Annotated in this window: 17 protein-coding genes; 9 read left to right on the top strand and 8 right to left on the bottom strand. The window is 60.1% G+C overall.

Annotated features, from left to right (window positions below; translation table 11 throughout):
- Positions 1-227: 227 nt before the first annotated feature.
- From ACRRSD_RS09470 to ACRRSD_RS09460, 3 genes are all read left to right on the top strand, one after another.
- The gene (locus ACRRSD_RS09470) at positions 228-1649 is read left to right on the top strand and encodes an amino acid permease (protein WP_150652328.1); all 1422 of its coding nucleotides are present in this window, start codon (positions 228-230) and stop codon (positions 1647-1649) included.
- A 155-nt stretch (positions 1650-1804) separates the two neighbouring features.
- Positions 1805-3289, top strand: coding sequence for a glucosyltransferase domain-containing protein (locus ACRRSD_RS09465; protein ID WP_435037911.1), 1485 nt, complete (start codon positions 1805-1807; stop codon positions 3287-3289).
- Between the two features lie 115 nt (positions 3290-3404).
- Positions 3405-3767, top strand: coding sequence for a GtrA family protein (locus ACRRSD_RS09460; protein WP_435037910.1), 363 nt, complete (start codon positions 3405-3407; stop codon positions 3765-3767).
- A 36-nt stretch (positions 3768-3803) separates the two neighbouring features.
- Here ACRRSD_RS09460 and ACRRSD_RS09455 read toward each other — a convergent pair whose 3' ends face one another.
- Both ACRRSD_RS09455 and ACRRSD_RS09450 read right to left on the bottom strand, forming a co-directional pair.
- Positions 3804-5423: an FMN-binding glutamate synthase family protein gene (locus ACRRSD_RS09455; RefSeq protein ID WP_435037909.1), complete on the bottom strand. Its 1620-nt coding sequence runs from the start codon at positions 5421-5423 to the stop codon at positions 3804-3806.
- Between the two features lie 171 nt (positions 5424-5594).
- Positions 5595-6395, bottom strand: a complete 801-nt coding sequence (locus tag ACRRSD_RS09450; RefSeq protein ID WP_435037908.1) for a response regulator transcription factor — start codon at positions 6393-6395, stop codon at positions 5595-5597.
- 126 nt (positions 6396-6521) lie between these two features.
- On the opposite strand from ACRRSD_RS09450, the gene ACRRSD_RS09445 reads away from it, so the two are divergent.
- Positions 6522-7343, top strand: coding sequence for a carbon-nitrogen hydrolase family protein (locus ACRRSD_RS09445; RefSeq protein WP_435037907.1), 822 nt, complete (start codon positions 6522-6524; stop codon positions 7341-7343).
- 314 nt (positions 7344-7657) lie between these two features.
- Positions 7658-8983 (top strand): APC family permease, encoded by a 1326-nt coding sequence (locus ACRRSD_RS09440; RefSeq protein ID WP_435037906.1) that lies wholly within the window; start codon positions 7658-7660, stop codon positions 8981-8983.
- 3 nt (positions 8984-8986) lie between these two features.
- Here the strand turns inward: ACRRSD_RS09440 and ACRRSD_RS09435 are convergent, their stop codons facing one another.
- The 5 genes from ACRRSD_RS09435 to ACRRSD_RS09415 are packed head-to-tail and all read right to left on the bottom strand — an operon-like array spanning position 8987 to position 17321.
- On the bottom strand, positions 8987-10390 hold the full coding sequence (locus ACRRSD_RS09435) for an ATP-binding protein (protein WP_435037905.1): 1404 nt from the start codon (positions 10388-10390) through the stop codon (positions 8987-8989).
- Positions 10387-12201, bottom strand: coding sequence for a DAHL domain-containing protein (locus ACRRSD_RS09430; RefSeq protein WP_435037904.1), 1815 nt, complete (start codon positions 12199-12201; stop codon positions 10387-10389). Before ACRRSD_RS09430 ends, ACRRSD_RS09435 begins: the two co-directional genes overlap by 4 nt.
- Positions 12198-13151, bottom strand: coding sequence for a cytochrome-c peroxidase (locus tag ACRRSD_RS09425; RefSeq protein ID WP_435037903.1), 954 nt, complete (start codon positions 13149-13151; stop codon positions 12198-12200). Before ACRRSD_RS09425 ends, ACRRSD_RS09430 begins: the two co-directional genes overlap by 4 nt.
- Before the next feature lie 31 nt (positions 13152-13182).
- On the bottom strand, positions 13183-15066 hold the full coding sequence (locus ACRRSD_RS09420) for a putative bifunctional diguanylate cyclase/phosphodiesterase (protein ID WP_435037902.1): 1884 nt from the start codon (positions 15064-15066) through the stop codon (positions 13183-13185).
- On the bottom strand, positions 15063-17321 hold the full coding sequence (locus tag ACRRSD_RS09415) for a GGDEF/EAL domain-containing response regulator (protein ID WP_435037901.1): 2259 nt from the start codon (positions 17319-17321) through the stop codon (positions 15063-15065). The genes ACRRSD_RS09420 and ACRRSD_RS09415 overlap by 4 nt, the downstream gene beginning before the upstream one ends.
- A gap of 252 nt (positions 17322-17573) precedes the next feature.
- Here ACRRSD_RS09415 and ACRRSD_RS09410 point away from each other — a divergent pair, with 252 nt between their 5' ends.
- The 4 genes from ACRRSD_RS09410 (at position 17574) to ACRRSD_RS09395 (ending at position 20599) form a co-directional block, all read left to right on the top strand.
- On the top strand, positions 17574-18935 hold the full coding sequence (locus ACRRSD_RS09410) for an HD domain-containing phosphohydrolase (protein ID WP_435037900.1): 1362 nt from the start codon (positions 17574-17576) through the stop codon (positions 18933-18935).
- Between the two features lie 67 nt (positions 18936-19002).
- Positions 19003-19464, top strand: coding sequence for an NUDIX hydrolase (locus ACRRSD_RS09405; RefSeq protein ID WP_435037899.1), 462 nt, complete (start codon positions 19003-19005; stop codon positions 19462-19464).
- A complete protein-coding gene (locus ACRRSD_RS09400; RefSeq protein WP_034153531.1) occupies positions 19461-20099 on the top strand; it encodes a LysE family translocator in 639 nt (212 codons plus the stop codon). Before ACRRSD_RS09405 ends, ACRRSD_RS09400 begins: the two co-directional genes overlap by 4 nt.
- A gap of 2 nt (positions 20100-20101) precedes the next feature.
- Complete coding sequence (locus ACRRSD_RS09395) at positions 20102-20599, top strand: GNAT family N-acetyltransferase (protein WP_435037898.1); 498 nt, start codon at positions 20102-20104, stop codon at positions 20597-20599.
- Between the two features lie 126 nt (positions 20600-20725).
- Here the strand turns inward: ACRRSD_RS09395 and metR are convergent, their stop codons facing one another.
- Positions 20726-21643, bottom strand: a complete 918-nt coding sequence (gene metR, locus ACRRSD_RS09390; RefSeq protein ID WP_007916739.1) for a transcriptional regulator MetR — start codon at positions 21641-21643, stop codon at positions 20726-20728.
- Positions 21644-21730: the final 87 nt, after the last annotated feature.

Here is a 21730-nt window from a genome sequence, read left to right as displayed (position 1 = left end):
CTCCGCAAACCCGGCTATCGCCGAGAGTTGTCGCTGAATGTTGTGGTTTATTGAGTGAAAAGTCCTGCCCAAGGCTTTTTATACTGCACGCCCCGCTGATCTTGCAGGTTGACCTGCAGGACGCGTTTGCCCACGAGGTACACGCGGTCTCACAGCAGCCAAGGCTTATCGGCCGACGCTTCGATACTCGGTGGTCATATCCAATAACAAGACGAGGTTGCACCCCTATGCCAGTCGGCAATCAACTGCCTCACGGCGACACCGCTCAGGGCGGTCCGCTCAAACGCGAACTCGGCGAACGGCATATTCGCCTGATGGCGCTCGGTGCCTGTATCGGCGTCGGTCTGTTTTTAGGTTCGGCCAAGGCCATCGAAATGGCCGGCCCGGCGATCATGCTGTCTTACATTCTGGGTGGCCTGGCGATCCTGGTGATCATGCGCGCGCTCGGCGAGATGGCTGTGCACAACCCGGTCGCCGGCTCCTTCAGCCGTTACGCGCAAGACTATCTCGGCCCGTTGGCCGGTTTTCTCACCGGCTGGAACTATTGGTTCCTGTGGCTGGTGACCTGCGTCGCGGAAATCACTGCGGTGGCCGTGTACATGGGCATCTGGTTTCCCGATGTGCCGCGCTGGATCTGGGCGCTCGCGGCGCTGATCAGCATGGGTTCGATCAACCTGATCGCGGTGAAGGCCTTCGGTGAATTCGAATTCTGGTTCGCCCTGATCAAGATCGTCACCATTATCGCCATGGTCATCGGCGGCATCGGCATCATCGCCTTCGGTTTCGGCAATGACGGTGTGGCGTTGGGGATTTCCAACCTTTGGGCCCACGGCGGCTTCATGCCCAACGGTGTGACCGGCGTGCTGATGTCCCTGCAAATGGTCATGTTCGCCTACCTCGGTGTCGAGATGATCGGCCTGACTGCCGGTGAAGCCAAGAATCCGCAGAAGACCATTCCTGACGCGATCGGCTCGGTGTTCTGGCGGATTCTGCTGTTCTACGTCGGCGCATTGTTCGTGATTCTGTCGATCTACCCGTGGAATGAAATCGGCACGCAGGGCAGTCCGTTCGTGATGACTTTCGAACGTCTGGGCATCAAGACCGCCGCCGGCATCATTAACTTCGTGGTGATTACCGCAGCATTGTCGTCGTGCAACGGTGGCATCTTCAGCACCGGGCGCATGCTCTATAGCCTGGCGCAGAACGGCCAGGCCCCGGCGGGTTTTGCCAAGACGTCGAATAACGGTGTGCCACGTCGTGCGCTGTTGCTGTCGATTGCGGTGTTGCTCTTGGGCGTAATGCTCAACTATCTGGTGCCAGAGAAAGTCTTCGTCTGGGTGACCTCGATTGCCACCTTCGGCGCGATCTGGACCTGGGTGATGATCCTGCTGGCGCAGCTGAAATTCCGCAAAGGCCTGAGTGCCAGCGAACGTGCCGGCCTCAAGTACAAGATGTGGCTGTACCCGGTCAGTTCGTACTTTGCCCTGGCGTTCCTGGTGCTGGTGGTCGGCCTGATGGCGTACTTCCCGGACACCCGCGTGGCGCTGTATGTGGGGCCTGCGTTTCTGGTCCTGCTGACCGTGTTGTTCTACGTGTTCAAGCTGCAACCGACCGGCGAAACGCAGGGTGCTGCGCGTTCGGCCTCTTAAGTCGTAGCGGCTGAAAAAACGAAGCCCCGGTCGCGAGATCGGGGTTTTTTGTGGGCGCCGTTTCAGCCTGACCGCCGGTCTGAAAGAAAGATACAAACCCGGCGCTGAGGTTCAAATCTGTATCACTTGGCGCGGTAGTGAATAGAGGCGCAGCGATGAGGATCAGCGATTTTGTCGTTCGCGAACTCGGCCGGCGCCAGGTCCTGCTGTTCTTTCTGCTGGCGACCGGGTTGTATGTTCTGCCGTTGATCCTCGCCGACTTTCCCTACATCGACGACAACTGGCGTGCACTGGCAGCCGGTAATGAATGGGCCGGCTACGGTCGCTTGTTTGCCGACTGGCTGTATCAGGCGTTGACGTTCACCGGCGCTGCGCCGGATATCTTCCCCTTGCCGCTGTTGCTCGCCACTGTGGCGATGAGTCTGGCGCTGACCGGTCTGACGTTTCACTACTTTGCCGAGCCGACACTGGCCTGTTGTCTGGTGCCGTTGCCGCTCTGGTACAACCCCTTCCTGCTGCAGAATCTCTCCTATCAGTACGACGGGCCGAGCATGGCGCTGAGTCTGGTTGCGATGATCTACGCGATCACCATTCACGGTGCGACTCGGGTGCAACGCTGGCTGATACCGGCGCTATTGATTGCACTGGGTCTCGGTCTGTACCAGATCAGCGTCAACGTCTTTCTGGGTTTGTGTTGTGTGGAGTTGCTCAGTGCGCTGTACCGCCGGGCTTCGTGGTCAGAGGTCCTGCATTTGCTTGGCAGCAAGCTTGCGCAGCTCGGTCTTGGCGTCGCGATCTATGGCGTCACCGCGTACCCGTTCATGGCGGCCTCGCGGCAAGCGCAGTTGCTCGACAGGGCAGGGCATCCATTACTGCAAATCATCACCAACATGGGCCGCGTGCTGGAAAAAATCACGCTGTTGTTTCACGGTGGATATCTGTGGGTGTTTGCTGCTCTGGTGCTTTTCGCGCTCTGGGGACTGGCGCGTCTCGCTGGGATGGATCGGCGCGCGAGTTATGCGATCCTCGGCTTGGCCACTTTCGCGGTGCTGACACTGCTGGTGCCGGGCATCACGTTGCTGTTCCGCGATTTCAATGAGGGCGCGCGAACGCTGATGGGCTTCGGCGTGCTGCTGGTGTTTCTGTTCTATCTCGCTCGGCTGGCATTGGTGCCCTGTCACCGCTTGTTGCCCTTGCTGCTGATCATTCCCCTGTTGGCGACGTTGTCGCTGTCGTTTGCCTACGGCCGCGTGCTGACCATGCAGAAAACCTTCGCCACGGCTGCGCTGTTCAGCCTTGGTCATGACATCGCCGCTCATCGCGAACTGCGTGAAGCCAAGCGCATTTACCTGTCGATCAATTATTCCGAGCGCTGGCTGGCCAGTGCCGAGGGATCGTTCCGACAGCTACCGGTTTTGCGTTATCTGCTGAATGTCGATTACTACATGCTCGCGGAGAACCTGCCGTCGATGGGTATCACCAATGTGGTTGCCGAGCGTGAGCGACGTAACGCCACGCACGTCGGATACAGGGGTTATCCAGCGCTGGTGGAAAGTCTGTATTACCGCATTTATCTGCTCGGCGATTACGGCTTTATCGTTATGAAAGAGCCGCCGCACGGACGGTTGTTGCAGTGGTGAAGCGCTGACCGTTGGTCGCAATTAGCCCTGTACCTGTAATTTCTGACAGTAGACCGCCAGCGCCTGATGACCTAGGTTGGCTGTTCGCCAAAAACGGCTTTGGCAAGGAATCGAGATGAAAGGATTCTCTGCATTGACTGTGATCGGCCTCGCCGATGGATTGATTCACTGGCAGGTATTTTTTGTCCTGTGCACCGCCGTGGGGCTGACGCAGGCTGCGAGTAATTTCGCAGCGTTTTGCGTAGCCGCTGCGTTCTCGTTTTACGTGAATGTGCTGTATACCTTCGAGCGCAATACGTCGGTGCTCGGCTATCTGTTGTTTATCGGCGGGATGGGCGGAGTGAGTTTTGCCATTGGCGCTATTGCCGATGCGCAGTACTGGCATGGATTGGCCACAGTGGCGTCTTTCACGCTGCTCAATCTATTGGCGGGCTACCTGTTTTTCCGGTTTGTGCTGTTGCGCGAGCATCTGGAGTAACGCGCCAGTCCGTTGCGCAGACCGGCGCATTGGTCGTTACGCGGCCGCGACTTCCTGCGGCTCAAAACTATCCGCCCGCGCCATCTGCCACATCCGCGAATAGAACTCGCCGTTGACTTCCCCGGTGAGCAATTCCCCCGGTTTCAGGAACACATGCAGCTGCGAAAACAACTTGATCTCGGTCGCCGACATGCGCCGCACCAGATGCTTGGCCGACAGTTGCGACGGATGCTCGAGGCCGGCCGCTGCCAACATTTCCGCCAGTGCCTTGAGGGTATTTCGGTGGAAGTTGAACACGCGCTGCGCCTTGTCCGGCACCACCAGCGCACGTTGGCGCAAGGCATCCTGAGTCGCTACGCCGGTCGGGCATTTGTTGGTGTGGCAGCTCTGCGACTGAATGCAGCCGATGGCGAACATGAAGCCGCGCGCGGAGTTGGCCCAGTCGGCGCCGATGGCCAGCACGCTGGCGATGTCGAAGGCGCTGACGATCTTGCCGCTGGCGCCGAGTTTGATCTTGTCGCGCAGGTTGAGGCCGACCAGGGTGTTGTGGACGAACAGCAGGCCTTCGCGCATTGGCACACCGATGTGGTCGGTAAACTCGACCGGTGCGGCGCCGGTGCCACCTTCCTTGCCATCGACGACGATGAAGTCCGGGAGGATGCCGGTTTCCAGCATGGCTTTGGCGATGCCCATGAACTCCCACGGGTGGCCGAGGCAGAACTTGAAACCCACCGGTTTGCCGCCGGACAGTTCACGCAATTGCTGAATGAACTGCATCATTTCCAAGGGCGTGGAAAACGCGCTGTGGCGTGAGGGTGAGACGCAGTCTTCGCCCATCAGGATCCCACGGGTTTCAGCAATCTCCTTGGTGACTTTGTGTTTGGGCAGGATCCCGCCGTGGCCGGGTTTCGCGCCTTGGCTCATCTTGATTTCGATCATCCGCACTTGCGGGTTCTGCGCTTGGACCGCGAAGCGTTCCGGGTCGAAACGGCCGTCGCTGGTGCGGCAACCGAAGTAGCCGCTGCCCAGCTCCCAGGTGAGGTCGCCGCCGTGTTCGCGGTGATACGGGCTGATGCTGCCTTCACCGGTATCGTGGGCGAAGTTGCCGAGTTTTGCCCCTTGATTGAGCGCGCGAATGGCGTTTGCACTGAGCGAGCCGAAACTCATCGCCGAGATGTTGAACACCGACGCCGAGTACGGCTGACTGCACTGCGGGCCACCAACGGTGACGCGGAAACTGCTCGGGTCGCTCAGCGGCGCCGGGCGCATCGAGTGGCCGATAAATTCGAAACCGGATTGATAGACGTCGATCAGCGTGCCGAACGGTTTGTCAGCGGTTTCGTTTTTTGCTCGCGAATAGACCAGCGAACGTTGCGCGCGGGAGAAGGGCAGGGCGTCGTTGTCGGACTCCAGCAGGTATTGGCGAATCTCCGGGCGGATGCCTTCGACCAGGTAACGGATGTTGCCGAGGATCGGGTAGTTGCGGCGCACTGCGTGCGGGCTTTGCAGCAGGTCGAACAGACCGAGCAGGCTCAACACACCGGTGACGGCGGTGATCGGCCACAGCCAGTCATGTTCGAGGAAAGGCAGGCTGGCGAGGGTGAAAATCACGCAGATGGCAAAGAAGGCGTAGCGGCTCAGGAGTGACAGGCTCATACGGTTTCCTTGGTTCGGACTCAGAGATTTCGGCGAAAGGCTCAGGAATGTACAAAATCCCTGTGGGAGCGAGCCTGCTCGCGAAAGCGGTCTATCAGTAGAAAAATTATTGTCTGATCCGACGCATTCGCGAGCAGGCTCGCTCCCACAAAAAGCCACTTCACCAAACGGTCAGGCGTTTTGCGCCTGGAGAAAAATCGAAAACAGCTCGGACTGGGATTTGATCCCCAGCTTGCTGTACATGTGTTTCTTATGGACTTTCACGGTTTCTACGGAGATTTCCAGCTTACGGGCGATTTCTTTACTGGAGCAACCGCTGAGCATCAAACGCCCGACATCCAGTTCGCGGGCTGTCAGTTGCGCACCTTTGAGTTGTTGCACCGACGCTTCCAGTTGCACCCGCCAGTCTGCCCGGACAGGGGCGGCGGCGAGGGCCACGGTTTCGTTGATCTCATAGGGCAGGCGCTGGCGCAGCAGGCCCAGCACCCAAGGCTGGATCAATGACAGCAAGGCGATGTGTTCGCCAGTGAAACGTTTTTCACTGCCCAGCGACAGACACAAGGTGCGATCGCCTTCGAGCTGACAATTGAACTGGATTTCGTCGGCCACGACATTCAGACGAAAGTATCGCTGGTAATACTCGGTCAGTTCGAAATGCTCCGGTGCCACTTCCGAGAGGCGATACAGACCGGTGCGCGTTTGCTCGCGGCAGGCGATGTAGAACGGGTCGAGCAGGTACAGGCCGCGTAAGTAATCCTGAAACAACGGGTCAGGGCTGCCGTCTGCGCCCGGGCATTCGGCGAAGACTTGCGGGTGTTGATCGGTGCTGAACAGCAGCACCACCCAGCTATCGAACGGCACGTACTGGTCGAGCAGACGCACCAGTTGTGCCCAGAAGTTCGGCTTGTCCAGCGCCTCGATCAGTTGCCCGACGGCGCGGTGCCAGGTGATGTCGTCAAACGCAAGTGTCATCGATCTACCCCTATCGGGTTACCCCGGCCGCGTAATTCCCTGGCCGCTCGCTTGCTGCGCATACTGGCCCACAGACAGCCACCGGGCAATCTTTCAGCGCCCGGCGCTCATAACAAGGGAACCCTAATGAAAGTCGAACTCGCCCAACTGGCGGGCCGTGACAATGCCACGGCATACAACCTCGAACGCGCACTTGCAGCGATCGCCGCGTGTGCGCCGGACACGCAGCTGATCGTGTTCCCGGAAACTCACTTGATGGGCTTTCCAAGCGCTGAAACCGTGGCGCAAACGGCCGAGCCGCTGGACGGCCCGACTGTCAGTGCAGTGCTCGCCGCTGCGCGCGAACGCAACATTGGCGTGGTGATCGGCATGGCCGAGAACGACAACGGGCGCTTCTACAACACCACGCTGTTGATCACCCCTGAAGGCATCGCCCTGAAATACCGCAAGACCCATTTGTGGGCGTCGGATCGCGGTGTGTTCGAGGCCGGCGACCGCTACGCCACGTGTGAGTGGAACGGTGTGCGCGTCGGGTTGTTGATCTGCTACGACATCGAGTTTCCGGAGTCGGCCCGCGCCCTGGCGCAACTGGGTGCTGAATTGCTCATCGTGACCAACGGCAACATGGATCCGTACGCGCCGACACACCGCACCGCGATCATGGCCCGTGCCCAGGAGAATCAGGCCTTTGCGTTGATGGTCAATCGCGTGGAGGCGGGGGATGACGGTCTGGTGTTTGCCGGTGGTAGTGCGCTGGTCGATCCGCTGGGCTCGCTGTTGTTCGAGGCCGGGCGGGAAGAGGGGACGTTCAGCGTTGAGCTGGATTTCACTCAACTGGAAATTGCGCGCAGGGATTACCGCTATCTGGATGATCAGCGCTTGAAGTTGCCGGGGGAGGTGGTGGAGCGTGGCGATGGTGTACGTGAGCTGTTGATTCCACGCCGTTGACCGCTGCCCTCACCCTAACCCTCTCCCAGGGGGAGAGGGGACTGACCGAGCTGATTGTTCGAGGTACTCCGACCTGAAGGACCCAGTCGCACCCAGGATTTGAAACTGCGAATTCGAGTCGAACTCAGGAGTTGAAACTCATGGCGATCGGCTCCCTTTCCCCCTCGCCCCCCTGGGGGAGAGGGCTGGGGTGAGGGGGAAAAGATTTCAAGTCGAACATAAAACTCAAGCAACACCAGAACAACAAAACCAACCCAAAACTTCGCCGAACCCGGCTCTGCCATAAATCCAATAACATTCGGAGTAAGTCGCCCATGGCTCGTTTGCAACGCACCCTTTCATTAGGGTCGGTGGTGCTGTTCGGCATCGCCTACATGACGCCGATCATCGTCCTCGGCACCTTCGGCATCCTCGCCCAGTCCACCGCCGGCATGGTTCCCGCCGCCTATCTGGCGGCGCTGATCGCGATGTTCTTCACCGCGATGAGCTACGGGCGCATGGCCGCCGCATTCCCCGTCGCCGGTTCCGCGTACAGCTACGTGCGCAAAGCGATCAGCCCGAAACTCGGCTTCATCGCCGGTTGGGCGGTGTTGCTTGATTACCTGTTTCTACCCATGGCGATCTGGTTGATCGGCGCGGCATATCTGGCCTCGGCATTCCCGTCGATCCCGCAATGGATCTGGGTGCTGGCGTTCATCGGCATCACCAGCGCAATCAACATCATCGGCCTGAAACTGGCCAACGGCATCAACGCCTTGCTGATGCTGGTGCAGTTTCTGGTGCTGATTGCTTTCGTCGTATTGTGCGTGCACTACATCGGCGGCGATGCGAGCACGCCGTTGTGGTCGGTCAAACCGTTCTTCAATGGCGACATGCAGATGCCGCTGATCATGAGCGGCGCGGCGATTGCCTGCTATTCGTTTCTCGGTTTCGATGCGGTCAGCACCCTGACCGAAGAAACCCGCGAGCCACGCCGCACCATTCCGCGAGCGATCATGCTGATCACCTTGATCGGCGGGTTGATCTTCGTCGGCGTCTCATACTTCGTGCAGATCGCACACCCGTCATTCCAGTTCGACAGCGTCGATTCGGCCGCCTATGAAATCGCCCGCAACATCGGCGGTGATCTGTTTGTGTCGATCTTTCTGATCGGTTTGATTGTCGGCCAATTCGCCTCGGGGCTGTCGGCCCAAGCCAGCGGCTCGCGGTTGCTGTTCGCCATGGGCCGCGACGGCGTCCTGCCGAAATCATTCTTCGGCACTTTGCACGCGCGCTTCGGCACGCCGGTCAACAGCATCCTGCTGTGCGCGGTGGTGGCGTTGCTGGCGCTGAAACTCGATGTGACCACCTCGACCTCGTTCATCAACTTCGGCGCGTTCCTCGCGTTCAGTCTGGTCAACCTCTCGGTGATTTTTCATTACTGGATCGGCGGCGAGAAAAAAGGCCTGCGTGAGCTGGTGCTGTTTTTGCTCTTCCCGTTCATTGGTCTGGTTGCGGATTTATGGCTGATGGTCAGCCTCGATCACTTGGCGGTCTATCTGGGCCTGAGCTGGCTGGCGATCGGCGTGGTTTATCTTGCCGTGCTCACCGGTGGCTTCCGTCGCCAGCCGCCGGAGATGGATTTTCAGGAAGCCACTTGAGGCTCAGGCAGCGGGCCGGCTCTGACGCATTGGCAACTCGACGCGAAAGGTCGTGCCCACCCCTGGTTCGCTGCGTACCGAAATATCGCCACCGTGCTTTTTCACAATGCCGTACGACAGGGACAAGCCAAGTCCGGTGCCCTGGCCGACCGGTTTGGTGGTGAAAAACGGATCGAAGATTTTCTGCAGGATGTCCGGCGCAATCCCCGCGCCGGTGTCGGCGACTTCAACCCAGGCCGTGTCTTGTTGCTGCCCGGTGCGCAAGGTGATGGTGCCGCGTTCCGGGCCCATGGCCTGCGCCGCGTTGACCACCAGGTTCATGATCACCTGATTGATTTGCGACGGCAGACATTCAATGTCCGGCAGTGGGTGGTACTCCTTGATCAGGTCGGCCTTGTACTTGAGTTCGCTGGCGACGATGTTCAGTGTCGACTCGATACCTTGTTGCAGATTGGCCCACTGCCACTGCTGATGGTTATCGACCCGAGAGAAGTCTTTCAAATCCTTCACGATCTGCCCGACCCGGCCAATGCCCTCCTTGGATTCGCGGATCAGCACCGGGATGTCTTCGAGGAGAAAATCCAGGTCGGCGTCCTTGCGCAATTGCTCAAGCCGTGCCACGGACGCGCTGTCTGGCGTGGGACCAAGCGTCTGCCAGGCATCAAGTACGCTCAGCAATTGCCTGAAGTAGCCGTCCAGCGTGCCGAGGTTGGAGGAGATGAAGCCGATCGGGTTATTGATTTCATGGGCCACGCCCGCCGCCATTTGCCCCAGTGAAGCGAGTTTTTCCGACTGCACCAACTGACTTTCCAATTGTTTGCGCTCATCGATTTCCCGCTGCAGTTCTTCGCTGGCCTGCTTGAACTGGGCCGTGCGTTGATCGACCAGATGTTCCAGGTGATGCATTTGCAATGACGCGCGTTCGGTCATCTGCCATTTGGTCAGCAGCGTGTTGGCCATCTGCTGCACTTCGATGTTGTCGAACGGCTTCTTCAGAATCAGCAAGCGGTCATGTGCCTGCAGACGTTCCAGCAGTTCATCCCAGGAATAATCCGAGTAGGCGGTACAGACCACCACTTGCAACTGCGGATCCTGCTGCCACAGATGTTCAATGGTTTTCGCGCCGTCCCAGCCATCAGGCATGCGCATGTCGACGAAGGCCAGCGCATAGGGGCGTTGTTCCGCCAGGGCCTGCACCAGCTTGCCCAGACCCTCCTCGCCGCCGTAGGCCGAGTCCAGTTCGAACGGCGGACGTTCGGCGCGAACCTGTGCGCCAAACAGAGCGGCCTCCATCTCGTCCATTTCCACTGACTGCGCCGCTGGCGGCGCGAGAATCTTGCGAAAGTCTTCATGAATCGACGGCATGTCGTCGATCAGCAGAATGCGGCGGTTCGACAGCTCGCTCATGCGTTCTCCGTGACGCTGATCAGGGGTATCTGCAAGGTGAACAACGCACCCTGGCCCGGGCCGTCGCTGTGCGCAGTGAGGTGGCCGTTCATTTCGATGGCCGCCAGGGCGCAGCTGTGCAGACCGAAGCCGTGGCCTTCCTTGCGGGTGGTGAAACCGTGGGCAAAGATCCGCGTCATGTTTTCCGCTGCGATGCCTTCGCCATCATCCTTGACGCTGATTTCAAGGAAGTTGTCATCGACGATCCTGACCGCCAGGGTCATGGTGCGGGGGCGGTTGCTGAGGTCTGACATAGCGTATTTGGCGTTGCTGATGAGGTTGATCAGGATCAGCAGCAAACGGTGTTTGTCGCCCATCACCTGCGGCACGTCGGCGTATTCCCGGACCACCGTGACGTGGTGGCGGGTCAGGGCGCCGGCGTTCATGCGCAACGCATCTTCGAGCAATTCGTTGATGAACAGCGGTTCGGTCATGCTGTTGGCGCCGGCATAGGACTGCTGGGTGGCGACGATGTCCTTGATGTGGTCGACGCTTTTGTTCATCTGGTGCAACTCGTCGAGCATTTCCTGCTGTTCCTGGGCAATGGCGACCACCAATTGGTTGAGGTAGCCGGGGAGCAATTTGCCCTTGGTGTCATCGCTGAGAAACATACCGAGGTCATCCGGGTGTTCGTTGATCAGTTGCATGGCCTTGCCCAGCCCCTGGGCCTTGCTGCTGCGCAGCTTGCGCGTGATCAGGTCGCTGGAGATATTCACGCTGTTGAGCACGTTGCCGACGTTGTGCAGCACATTGGTGGCGATTTCTGCCATGCCGGCCTGACGTGCCGCGCCGAGCAGTTCGCTCTGGGCGTCCCGCAGTTCCCGGGTGCGTTCTTCGACCCGTTGTTCCAGCGCATCGTTGGCCGTTTGCAGTTCACTGTTGACCCGGTTGATCTCGGCGAAGCTGCCGATCAGGCGGATGGCCAGCCATACCAGCGACAGCATCAACAGCACCGAAAACAACAGCAGGTAGAAGTGGTATTGCCGGTCGACCTGATCGGCGCGCTGCTGATCGTGATCGAGCATGGTGGTGATGTTGTCGAGACTGTCGGCCACGGGGATGTTTTCGATGCTATCGAGCAATTGATTGACCAGGGGCTGTTCGCGAGCAATCAGTGAGATATGGCTGCTCAGGATTTTGATCGGCGTCTGAAACGCGAGCGGCAGGCGTTGCGCATTCACCTTCAGCTTGTTCAGGCCAACCTCGATATCCGCCGCCCTGTCGACGGAGGTGACCTGGGCGAACTCGAGGGCGCTGAGCAGCAGGTCGTAGGTGTCAGTGGTGATGTTTTGCAGCTGCAATTTATCGAAGTCCGACAGGCTGGCCAGTTGCTGCTGGATGTCGTCTTCAGCGGTGGGTAAAAAAGCCAGGGAATTACGCAACAGTGCGTTGTGCGATTTGAACTGTTCGACCAGACGGGTCTTTTCCTGCATCGCCTGCAGGAAACGCTCGTGAGCTTCGTTCCATTGCGCCGAGTCCTTACGCCCGTGCCCGGACTCGATCGCTTCGAAGCGCGCCCAGAGCCGGTTCATCTCGTTCATCGGCGACACCAGCGGATCGTAGTTGTGGGTGAGCGCCACTCGCGCCTTGAGAATCTCGTTTTCCCAGAGCGAGTTCTGCTGTTTGATCTGCCGGATCAGATCCCGCGATTCGGTGTACGTCATGCTCTGGTCAGAGCTGGATTTCAAGTACAGAAACAGCAGAATCGAGGCCAGCGCCAGGGCGACCAGGGTCAGCAACAACAGGCTGCGTCGCCGCGAGATGTTGATCATGGCTTGTCCTCCCGTTGGCCGGTCAGGGTTGCAAGAAACAGCATGATCAGCCGTTTGTCCTCAGCACTTGGCATGCGCCCCAACTGGTACTGGAACATCACATCCACAGCCCGCTCGAGGGTTGGCGCCGAACCGTCGTGAAAATACGGCGCGGTGATCGCGACATTACGCAGGCTCGGAACTTTGAACACGGCCCGGTCTGCTTCATCGGTGGTGACGTTGAAGCGGCCCTGGTCGGCTGCGGTCGGGTTGCCGCGATCGGCAATGTAATCGCCGAACACGCCGAATTTCTGGAACATATTGCCGCCGATGTTCACCCCCTGATGGCAGGCAATGCAGCCGTACTCCTTGAAGCGCTGGTAACCGTACTTTTCTTCCAGGGTGAGAATGTCGGTATTGCCCTGCAGGTATTGATCGAAGCGCGAACCGGGCGTCAGCAGGGTGCGTTCAAAGCTGGCCAGCGCCTGCTGGACATTGGCCCTTGTCACACCGTCCGGGAAGATGGCGGCGAAGTCGCGGCGATAGTCGGGGTTTTGATCGAGTCGCTCGATGACCGTGTTCCAGTTGCTGCCCATTTCATGGGGGCTGGTGATGACGACGTTGCTTTGCTCCTCCAGCGTTTCGACGCGGCCATCCCAGAACTGGCGGAAGTTGAGGGCGGCGTTGAACACGGTCGGTGTGTTCACGGCTACCGGTTTGCCGTCGAAGCCCAGTGACAAAGCGCGGCTGTCGGCACCGTTCTTGTCGAGTTGGTGGCAGCTGGCGCAGGACAGCGTGTTGTTGATCGACAAGCGTGGCTCGTGGAACAAGCGTCGACCGAGTTCCACGTGCCGGGCATCCTGCTGCGGCACTGCGGGCAACGGTTTGAGCGGCTCGTCCAGCGGTTCGGCACTGGCCCCGGCGCAGAGTCCGCACAGCAGTAGTGCCATGGCGTGGTGGAAAAACTTCATTGGCAATTGTCTCCCTGACTCAAGGCCGCTTTCACAATGTTGGTCCGATCGTCCACGGTGCGGGCTCCGTGCCGGCCAGCAAACGCGCAAATGCCTCTGCGGGCAGGGCTTCGCTGAAAAAGTAGCCCTGACCCTCTTCGCAGTGGTGGGCCTTGAGAAAGGCCAGTTGTTCAGCGGTTTCGATGCCCTCGGCGATGACATCCAATTCCAGGCTTTTGCCCAGGTTGATGATCGCGCTCACCAGCGCGGCGTCGTTGCGGTCGTTGCACAGGTTGCGAATGAACGACTGGTCGATCTTCAGCACATCGATGGGAAACCGCCGCAGGTAGCTCAAGCTGGAATAGCCGGTGCCGAAGTCATCGATGGCCAGACGCGTGCCCAGCGTTTTCAGGCGGTTAAGTGCTGTCATCGTCGCCTCGACGTTTTGCATCAGCACGCCTTCGGTGATTTCCAGTTCCAGCCACTCGGGCGCCAGACCTGTCTGTTGCAGTACGCGTTCGATGCCGGCGACGAAGTCCCGCTGGCGAAAATCGATGGGCGAGGTGTTGACCGACATGCGAATCGGCGGCAGTCCGGCCAGTTGCCAGGCGCGGGTCTGCCGACAGGCCTCAGCCAGTACCCATTTGCTCAACGGCACTATGAGACCGCTGTCCTCGGCCACCGGGATGAAGTCCGACGGATAGACCCAGCCATGCCCCGGTTTTTGCCAGCGTACCAGTGCTTCGGCACCCACCACGGCGGCCGAGCGCAGGTCGATTTTCGGCTGATAGTGCAGGACGAATTCTTGCGCTTGCAGGGCGCGGCGAATGCCCGACTCGATGCTGTGCTGTTCCCGGGCGTGCTGGTTCATGGCTTCGATGAAAAAGCCGATGTTGTCGGGGCCCTGATCCTTGACGTTGCGCATCGCAGTCTCGGCTTTCTTGATCAGTTCGGTGGCTTCGAGGCCGTCATCGGGGTAAACGCTGATGCCGACGCTGGCGGTGACGCTGACATCATGGCCGGCGATCGTCTGCGGCAGGCGAATGGCGGCGAGGAGTTTTTCCGCGATGCCGTGGGTTTGCTGTGGGTGGTTGATGTCGCCGAGGATCACCACGAACTCGTCGGAACCGTAGCGAAACACCGAGTCCGAATCGCGCACGCAGGACAGCAGTTGCCGGGCGACCCGTTTGAGCATCTCGTCACCCGCCGGATGGCCCAGCGCATTGTTGATGCGTTTGAAGCGATCCAGACCGAGAAACATCACCACCAATTGTTTGTCATGCCGGCGGCACACCGCCATGGCCTGACTCAGGCGATCACCAAGCAGGGTGCTGTTGGGTAGCTCCGTGAGGCTATCGTATTGCAGCAGGTGCGAGACCTTGAGCAGTTCGTGCACCCGCGCCTCGATGGTCCGCTCAAGGCTGAGCATCTTCAGTGCCGCGTCCTGCGCCAGTTGCCATTTCCAGGTCAGGGCGTTGGCCATCTGACGGATTTCCAGACTGTCGAACGGCTTTTTCAGAATCAGCAACTGGTCGCCGAACTCCAGCCGTTCGGCCATCGCCTCCCAGCTGTAGTCGCTGTAGGCAGTGCACAAGGCGATTTGCAAATTCGGGTCGACTCGCCACAGTTGCTCGATGGTCTCCAGACCATCCCAGCCGGGTGGCATGCGCATGTCGATAAAGGCAAGGGCGTAGGGATTGCCACTGGCCAGTGCGCGATTGACCAGCGCCAGCGCTTCCTGGCCCTGATAGGCGGAGTCGAGCTGGAAGCTCAGGTGCGGCGTCTGCTGGCTGCCGAACAGCGTCTGTTCCAGATGCTGCAAATCGACGGCGTCCTCAACCTGCGGGGCGAGGATCTTGCGAAAGTCATCGTGGATCGCCGGCGTGTCGTCGATGATCAGGATGCGTCGGTTGGTCTGGGGAAAAGGCGTTTTCATGCCTCGTCCTCCTTTGGCGTCAGACGGGCACTGTCCTTGAGCAAATGCCCGGCCTGTTCGGCGCTGACCGCCGCGCTGAAATACAGACCCCGGGCGCTGGGCAGCGGGGCTGCGGAGGAGGGCGGGCGCGGCTGATCCGGCGACGGCTGGCCTTCGGCGATGATGCCGATGTCCAGATCCCGGGCGAAGTTGACGATCGCGCGCAGGGCGTTGGCACCGGCGACATCGTGGGCGGCGCTGTCGACGAAACTCTGCGCCAGTTTGAGGTGATTGACCCGGTAGGTTTTCAGGTAGTCGAACGAGGAATATTCAGTGCCGAAATCATCGATGGCGATGCTCACGCCCAGTTCACGCAGGCGCGGCAACGCGTCGTTGTGTGTCCACTTGGTCTGGGCCAGCGTGGCCTCGGTGACATCGAAACGCAGATCCCAGGGCGCGAGTTCCCAGCGGGCGGTGGTGCGCAGCACGTTGTAGATCAGCTCGGGGCCGCTCTTGAGTTGGGCCAGCGAGAGTTTGATCGCCATCACCGGCGGCGCGACGCCTTCGTTACGCCACAGGTGCATCTGGTGGCAGGCATGATCCAGCACCCAGCGCCCGAGCGGAATGATCGCGCCGGTTTTCTCCGCAATCGGCACGAAGTCGGCGGCCGGCAGCAGGCCGCGCCGGGGATGCTGCCAGAGGACTTGTGCCTCCATACCGAGAATCCTGCCGCTGTGCAGATCAACCTCCGGCGCATAACGCAGCATCAGCTCATCGCTCTCGAGGGCAGTCATCAGTTCGCTGACGAGGGTCATGCGTTCGGCCACTTCCCGGGAGATTTCCTCGGAGTGGAAGTGGTACTGGTTGCGGCCCATTTCCTTGGCGCGGTACAGCGCCATGTCGGCCTGCCCGAGCAGGCTGTCGGCGTCGAGGCTGAGGTCGCTGTAACTGCTGATGCCGATGCTCACCGAAATGTGCAGCGCATTGCCGGCCAGTTGGTAGGGCGCCAGCAGCGTGTCGCGGATATTGGCGGCCATTGCGGCGGATTGGGTCGGGTCACTGACGTCCAGTTGCAGGATTGCGAATTCGTCGCCGCCCAGGCGCGCCACCACGTCGCTCTCGCGAACGCCGCACTTGATGCGCCGGGCGACTTCCTGCAGCAGCAGATCGCCCACCGGGTGGCCCAGGGTGTCATTGATCCGCTTGAAATGGTCGAGGTCCAGGTAGAACACCGCGAACGGCATGGCGCCCCGTCGTGCGGCGGCAAATGCCTGATGCAGGCGTTCAATCAAGGTGGCGCGATTGGCCAGACCCGTCAGGCCATCGGAACGCGCCAGCAAGGCCAGTTTGTCCTCGGCCAGCCGGCGTTCGGTGATGTCGAGAATGATGCCTTCGACTTCCAGCAGACGGCCGTCCTGATCGCGCACCGGGATGTAGCGGTTCTCCACCCAGCGCCAGCTGCCCTGGCCGGTGCGCATACGGAATTCGATGGACGCGCCCGACGCATGCCGGTCCAGCACTCGGGCCATGGCCGCATCGACGTTCGCCTGATCATCCGGATGAATCAATGCTTGCGCCCAGTCGGGCGAACCCACCAGGTCGGCGGCGACATGACCGTAACGGGTGATGTTGTGGGAGATGTACATCAGCGCAAACGAGGGTTCGCCGCGCAAGCGGTAAAGAATGGTCGGGCTGTTCTGCACGATCACGTTGGCGTCCGACAGCTCCCGGGTGCGTTCCTGCACCGCTTGCTCCAGCAGGCTCATCTTCAGTTCGGCGTCTTCGGTCATCTGCCATTTGACTGTCAGGGCGCTGGCCATCTGGCGGATCTCGATGGCGTCGAAGGGCTTTTTCAGGATCAGCAACCGGTCGTTCAGCGCCAGACGCTGGTCGATATCCTCCCAGGAATAATCGGAATAGGCCGTGCACAGCGCAACTTGCAACTTGGGGTCGACCTGCCACAGCCGTTCGATGGTCTCCAGGCCATCCCAGCCCGGTGGCATGCGCATGTCGATGAAGGCCATGGCGTAGGGACGGTTTTCAGCCAGCGCGGCTTCGAGTTTTTCCAGGGCTTCGTGGCCCTGAAACGCCGAATCCAGTTCGAAATGTTGGGATTGCCTGGCGGACGGGGTGCCGAACAACAGGCTCTCGGTTTCACCCAGACCATCGTCGCCGGGGATGACCGGGCTGAGAATCTTGGCGAAGTCGCCATGGATCGCCGGGCTGTCGTCAACGATCAGCACGCGGCGATTGATGTGCACGTTTAGCGCTGTCATGCCGCGCCGCCCGTGGGGAGGCATGCTGTGGTCATCCGGGGCATCCTTTTCCCTCGCCATTTGCCTGTTCGTGTCAGCCGATAGAGTCTTGCGCTGTCTTCAGCATAGTCGGCTCCCCGGCACTGCGCTTTCGGCCCCGGATAAAGAAGAGCGTGAATGCCGGCGAAAATCATCTAGCCTTGGACTCAGGCGCGGACCGGCGCAGTGTTGGGTCGGTGCGTCGTAATTTCCCTGTTTGCTTGAGGCCATGCCATGGAAGAGCCATCCGCGCCGATGCCGGCGCATCGACCCACAGTGCTGCTGGTCGACGACGAGGAGTCGATCCTCAACAGTCTGCGTCGCCTGTTGCGCGGCCAGCCCTACGATCTGCTGTTGGCCACCAGCGGCGCCCAGGCGCTGGAGATTCTCGCGCAGCAGCCGGTGAACCTGGTGATGAGCGATGCGCGCATGCCGGGCATGGACGGTGCCTCGTTACTGGCGCATGTCCGTGAGCGTTATCCGGCGACTGCGCGGATCATGCTCACTGGCTATGCCGACCCGGCGGCGATCATCAAAGCCATCAATGACGGGCAAATTCACCGTTACATCAGCAAACCGTGGAATGACGAAGAGCTGCTGCTGATCCTGCGCCAATCCCTCGAACACCAGCATTCCGAGCAGGAGCGCAAGCGGCTGGAGCGCTTGACCCGGGTGCAGAACGATCAGCTCACACTGCTCAACAGCACCCTCGAAAAGCATGTCGCGGCGCGCACCGCCGAACTGCAACAAACCGCCGACATGCTCGATCTGGCGTACGAAGAGCTCAAGCACAGCTATGCCACCGGCACCGAAGTGTTCTCGCTGCTGGCCAATCTGCGCTTGCCACCTGCCAAGCAGACCAACCGGCAAATCATCGAACTGGTGCGCAGCTACTGCAAACAGCACGGCCTGGACGAGGCCACCAGCCGTGATCTGACCATGGCTGCGGCGCTGTACAACGTCGGCAAACTGAGCTGGACCGACGCGATGATGACCATGCCCTCGGATCTGCTGCGCCATACCGAACGCGAGCGGTATCGCAGTTATCCGAAGCAGAGCGAATCGTTGCTCATGACGCTTGACCCGATGAAAGATGCGGCGCGTCTGATCCTCCATCATCAGGAGCGCTGGGACGGCAGCGGCTTTCCCGACCGGCTCAAGGGTGAGGGCATTCCGTTCGGTTCACGCTTGCTGAAACTGGCGGTGGATTTCGTCGAGTTGCAGCGCGGTCTGATCCTCGAGCGGCAGATGAACAGCGATGAAGCGCTGCTGTACCTGCGCCAGTACGCCGGGCGTTTGTACGATCCCGATCTGGTCGAGGATTTCATTCAGGTGTGTGCGGCATTTCTCAGCGACGTCACGCTGGCCGATCCGTCGGTCAAGGTGGTGTCTACTCGGGATCTGGCGGCGGGGATGATTCTGGCGCGCAATCTGAATGCCGATAACGGCATGCTGCTGCTCAACGCCGGCAAGGTGCTCAGTGCGCTGTTGGTGGAAAAGCTGATTGCGTTCGAAGCCATGGAGGGCGGCAAGTATACGATTTTCGTCAAGGTGCCGGAGGAGGTCGAAGCCACGCTCAAGGCGCTGGGCGAATGATCGGCGAGGTGACGTCATTGGGCCGGGCATGGGATCCTTGCGGTTTTTCCAGGCCGGTGGCTGACCCATGACCTCTGCATCCGTTGTCTCTGCAAACCTCATTCGTATCGCCGCCGCGCTGTTGCTCAATCCTCAAGGGCAGACTCTGCTGGTGCGCAAGCGCGGGACCACCGCGTTCATGCAACCGGGCGGCAAGATCGAAGCGCACGAGTTACCGGTACACGCGCTGGCGCGTGAGCTGGAAGAGGAGTTGGGCTTGCAGATCGATCCGGCGCGAGCGACGTTCCTCGGTCAGTTTTCCGCCCCCGCCGCCAACGAGCCGGGATTCGTTGTACAAGCGCAGATCTTCCAGCTGACCATCGACGCTGATGTCACGCCGGCGGCGGAAATCGAAGAAGTGATCTGGGTCGATCCTGCCGCTGATCCTGCTGTCGTTCTGGCGCCATTGACACGCGACCTGATCCTGCCGTTTTATCGCAGCTCACTGACTGCGCTCGCCAGATCATTCACGCAAAGGACTTGGCCATGATCCCGTTGCAAGACTTGCTGATTTTCGCCGCTGCTGCCTTGTTGATGGTGCTGACACCAGGGCCGAACATGATCTACCTGATCTCGCGCTCGATCTGCCAGGGACGCAAGGCCGGGGTGACGTCGTTGCTCGGCGTGGTGGCGGGGTTCTTTGTGCATTTGTTTGCGGCGGCGGCCGGTTTGACCGCTGTGTTCCTCGCGGTGCCGATGGCCTATGAAGTGCTCAAATGGGCTGGTGCGCTGTACTTGCTGTGGCTGGCCTGGCAAGCGCTGAAACCGGGGGCGCGTTCACCATTCGAGGCACAGCAGTTGCCGGCGGATTCGTCGCGCAAGCTGATCACCATGGGCTTTCTCACCAGCGCGCTGAACCCGAAAATCGCCGTGTTCTACCTTTCGGTGTTCCCGCAATTCATCACCCCTGAACACGGCTCGGTGTTCACCCAAAGCATCATTCTCGGCCTGACCCAGATCAGTGTCAGTTTTTGCGTCAACTTGCTGATTGCGTTGTTCGCGGCAGGCATTGCGTCGTGGTTCGTGCGTAACCCGACGTGGCTGGCGCTGCAGCGTTATTTCATGGGGTTCGTTTTGGCTGGTCTGGCCGTGCGCCTGATGTTTGAGCAACGCAGGACGGCGTGAGCATGTGGATCGAACGGCTGGACGCCAGCCATGCTCTGGCTTACCGGGAACTGATGCTCGAAGCCTATGACCGCCATCCGCAGGCTTTTACCTCAAGCGTGCGCGAACGCGCGGTGATGCCGCTGAGCTGGTGGGAAGGGCGCCTGACCAGCAAGCTCGATGTGGTACTTGGCGCGTTTGAAGCCGCTACGTTGGCCGGTATCGTCGGCCTGGCCTTCGAGCCGCGTGAAAAGGCCCGCCATAAAGCCACGTTGTTCGGCATGTACGTGTCGGCGGATTTTCGTCAGCACGGCCTGGGGTATGAACTGGTGCAAGCCGCGCTGGCCAACGCGCAAAACCATCCCGAACTGAAAGTCATCCAGCTTACCGTCACCGCCGGCAATGACGCCGCGCTCAATCTCTATCAGCGCTGTGGCTTCGTGCAGTTCGGCCTCGAACCACTGGCGGTGCGGGTGGGCGAAGACTATTTCGACAAGATCCACATGTGGCGCGAGATCTGAGTTCACACTGATCCCTGTGGGAGCGAGCCTGCTCGCGAAAGCGGTGTGTCAGTCAGCAACGTTGGCAACTGACCGATTGCATTCGCGAGCAGACTCGCTCCCACAAGAGTTCGCGGTGTACTTGAGTCAGCGAACCGCGCTGACACCGTCCAGGGTCGAGAACGACGTGTCTTTCGCCGTCAGCAGGAAATCACGCATGTACGGCGCATCGAGCATGTCGGTGCGAATCGCCGCGTACAGCGTCGCGAACAAACCTTTTTCCCCCAACCGTTTGCCCTTCACATAACCGCGCGAGCTGTACTCGTGCAGCGCCCAGTGCGGCATGCCGCAGACGCCACGACCACTGGCGACCAGTTGCATCATCATCACCGTCAGCTCTGAAGTGCGCACCTGCGCCGGCTCGATATCGGCCGGTTCCAGAAAGCGCGTGAAGATGTCGAGGCGGTCGCGTTCCACCGGGTAGGTGATCAGCGTTTCCGTGAGCAAGTCTTCGGGGACGATGTACGGTTTGCTCGCCAGCGCATGCTGATTGGCCACGGCGAGCATGGCTTCGTAGGTGAACAGTGGCACATAAGTGATACCGGCAATTTCCAGTGGATCGGAAGTCACCACCAGATCCAGATCACCACGGGCCAGCGCCGGTAACGGTGCGAAAGCGAAACCCGATGCCAGGTCGAGTTCGACTTCCGGCCAGGCATCGCGGAACTGGTCGATGGTCGGCATCAGCCACTGGAAGCAGCTGTGGCATTCGATGGCCATGTGCAAACGCCCGGCGGTGCCACCGGCCAGACGACCGATATCCCGTTCCGCGGCGCGCAACAGCGGCAGGGTTGCGTCCGCCAGTTGCAGCAGGCGCAAACCGGCGCTGGTGAACCGCACCGGTTTGGTTTTGCGCACGAACAACGCCATGCCCAGCCGTTCCTCAAGCTCTTTGAACTGGTGGGACAGCGCTGATTGCGTCAGATGCAAACGGTCGGCGGCATCGACCAGGCTGTCGGCTTCGCGCAGGGCGTGCAGGGTTTTCAGGTGGCGGATTTCAAGCACCGATGGCTCCATGAGGAAAACTTGTGGTCAACGCAAAAGTGTTGAGTTTGTCTCATGTTTAGTGGGCTGTCGACGATTACGAAATCT

The sequence above is a fragment of the Pseudomonas neuropathica genome (assembly GCF_051174785.1).
Taxonomy (GTDB): Bacteria; Pseudomonadota; Gammaproteobacteria; order Pseudomonadales; family Pseudomonadaceae; genus Aquipseudomonas; species Aquipseudomonas neuropathica_A.
This window is presented reverse-complemented; position numbering and strand designations above follow the sequence as displayed.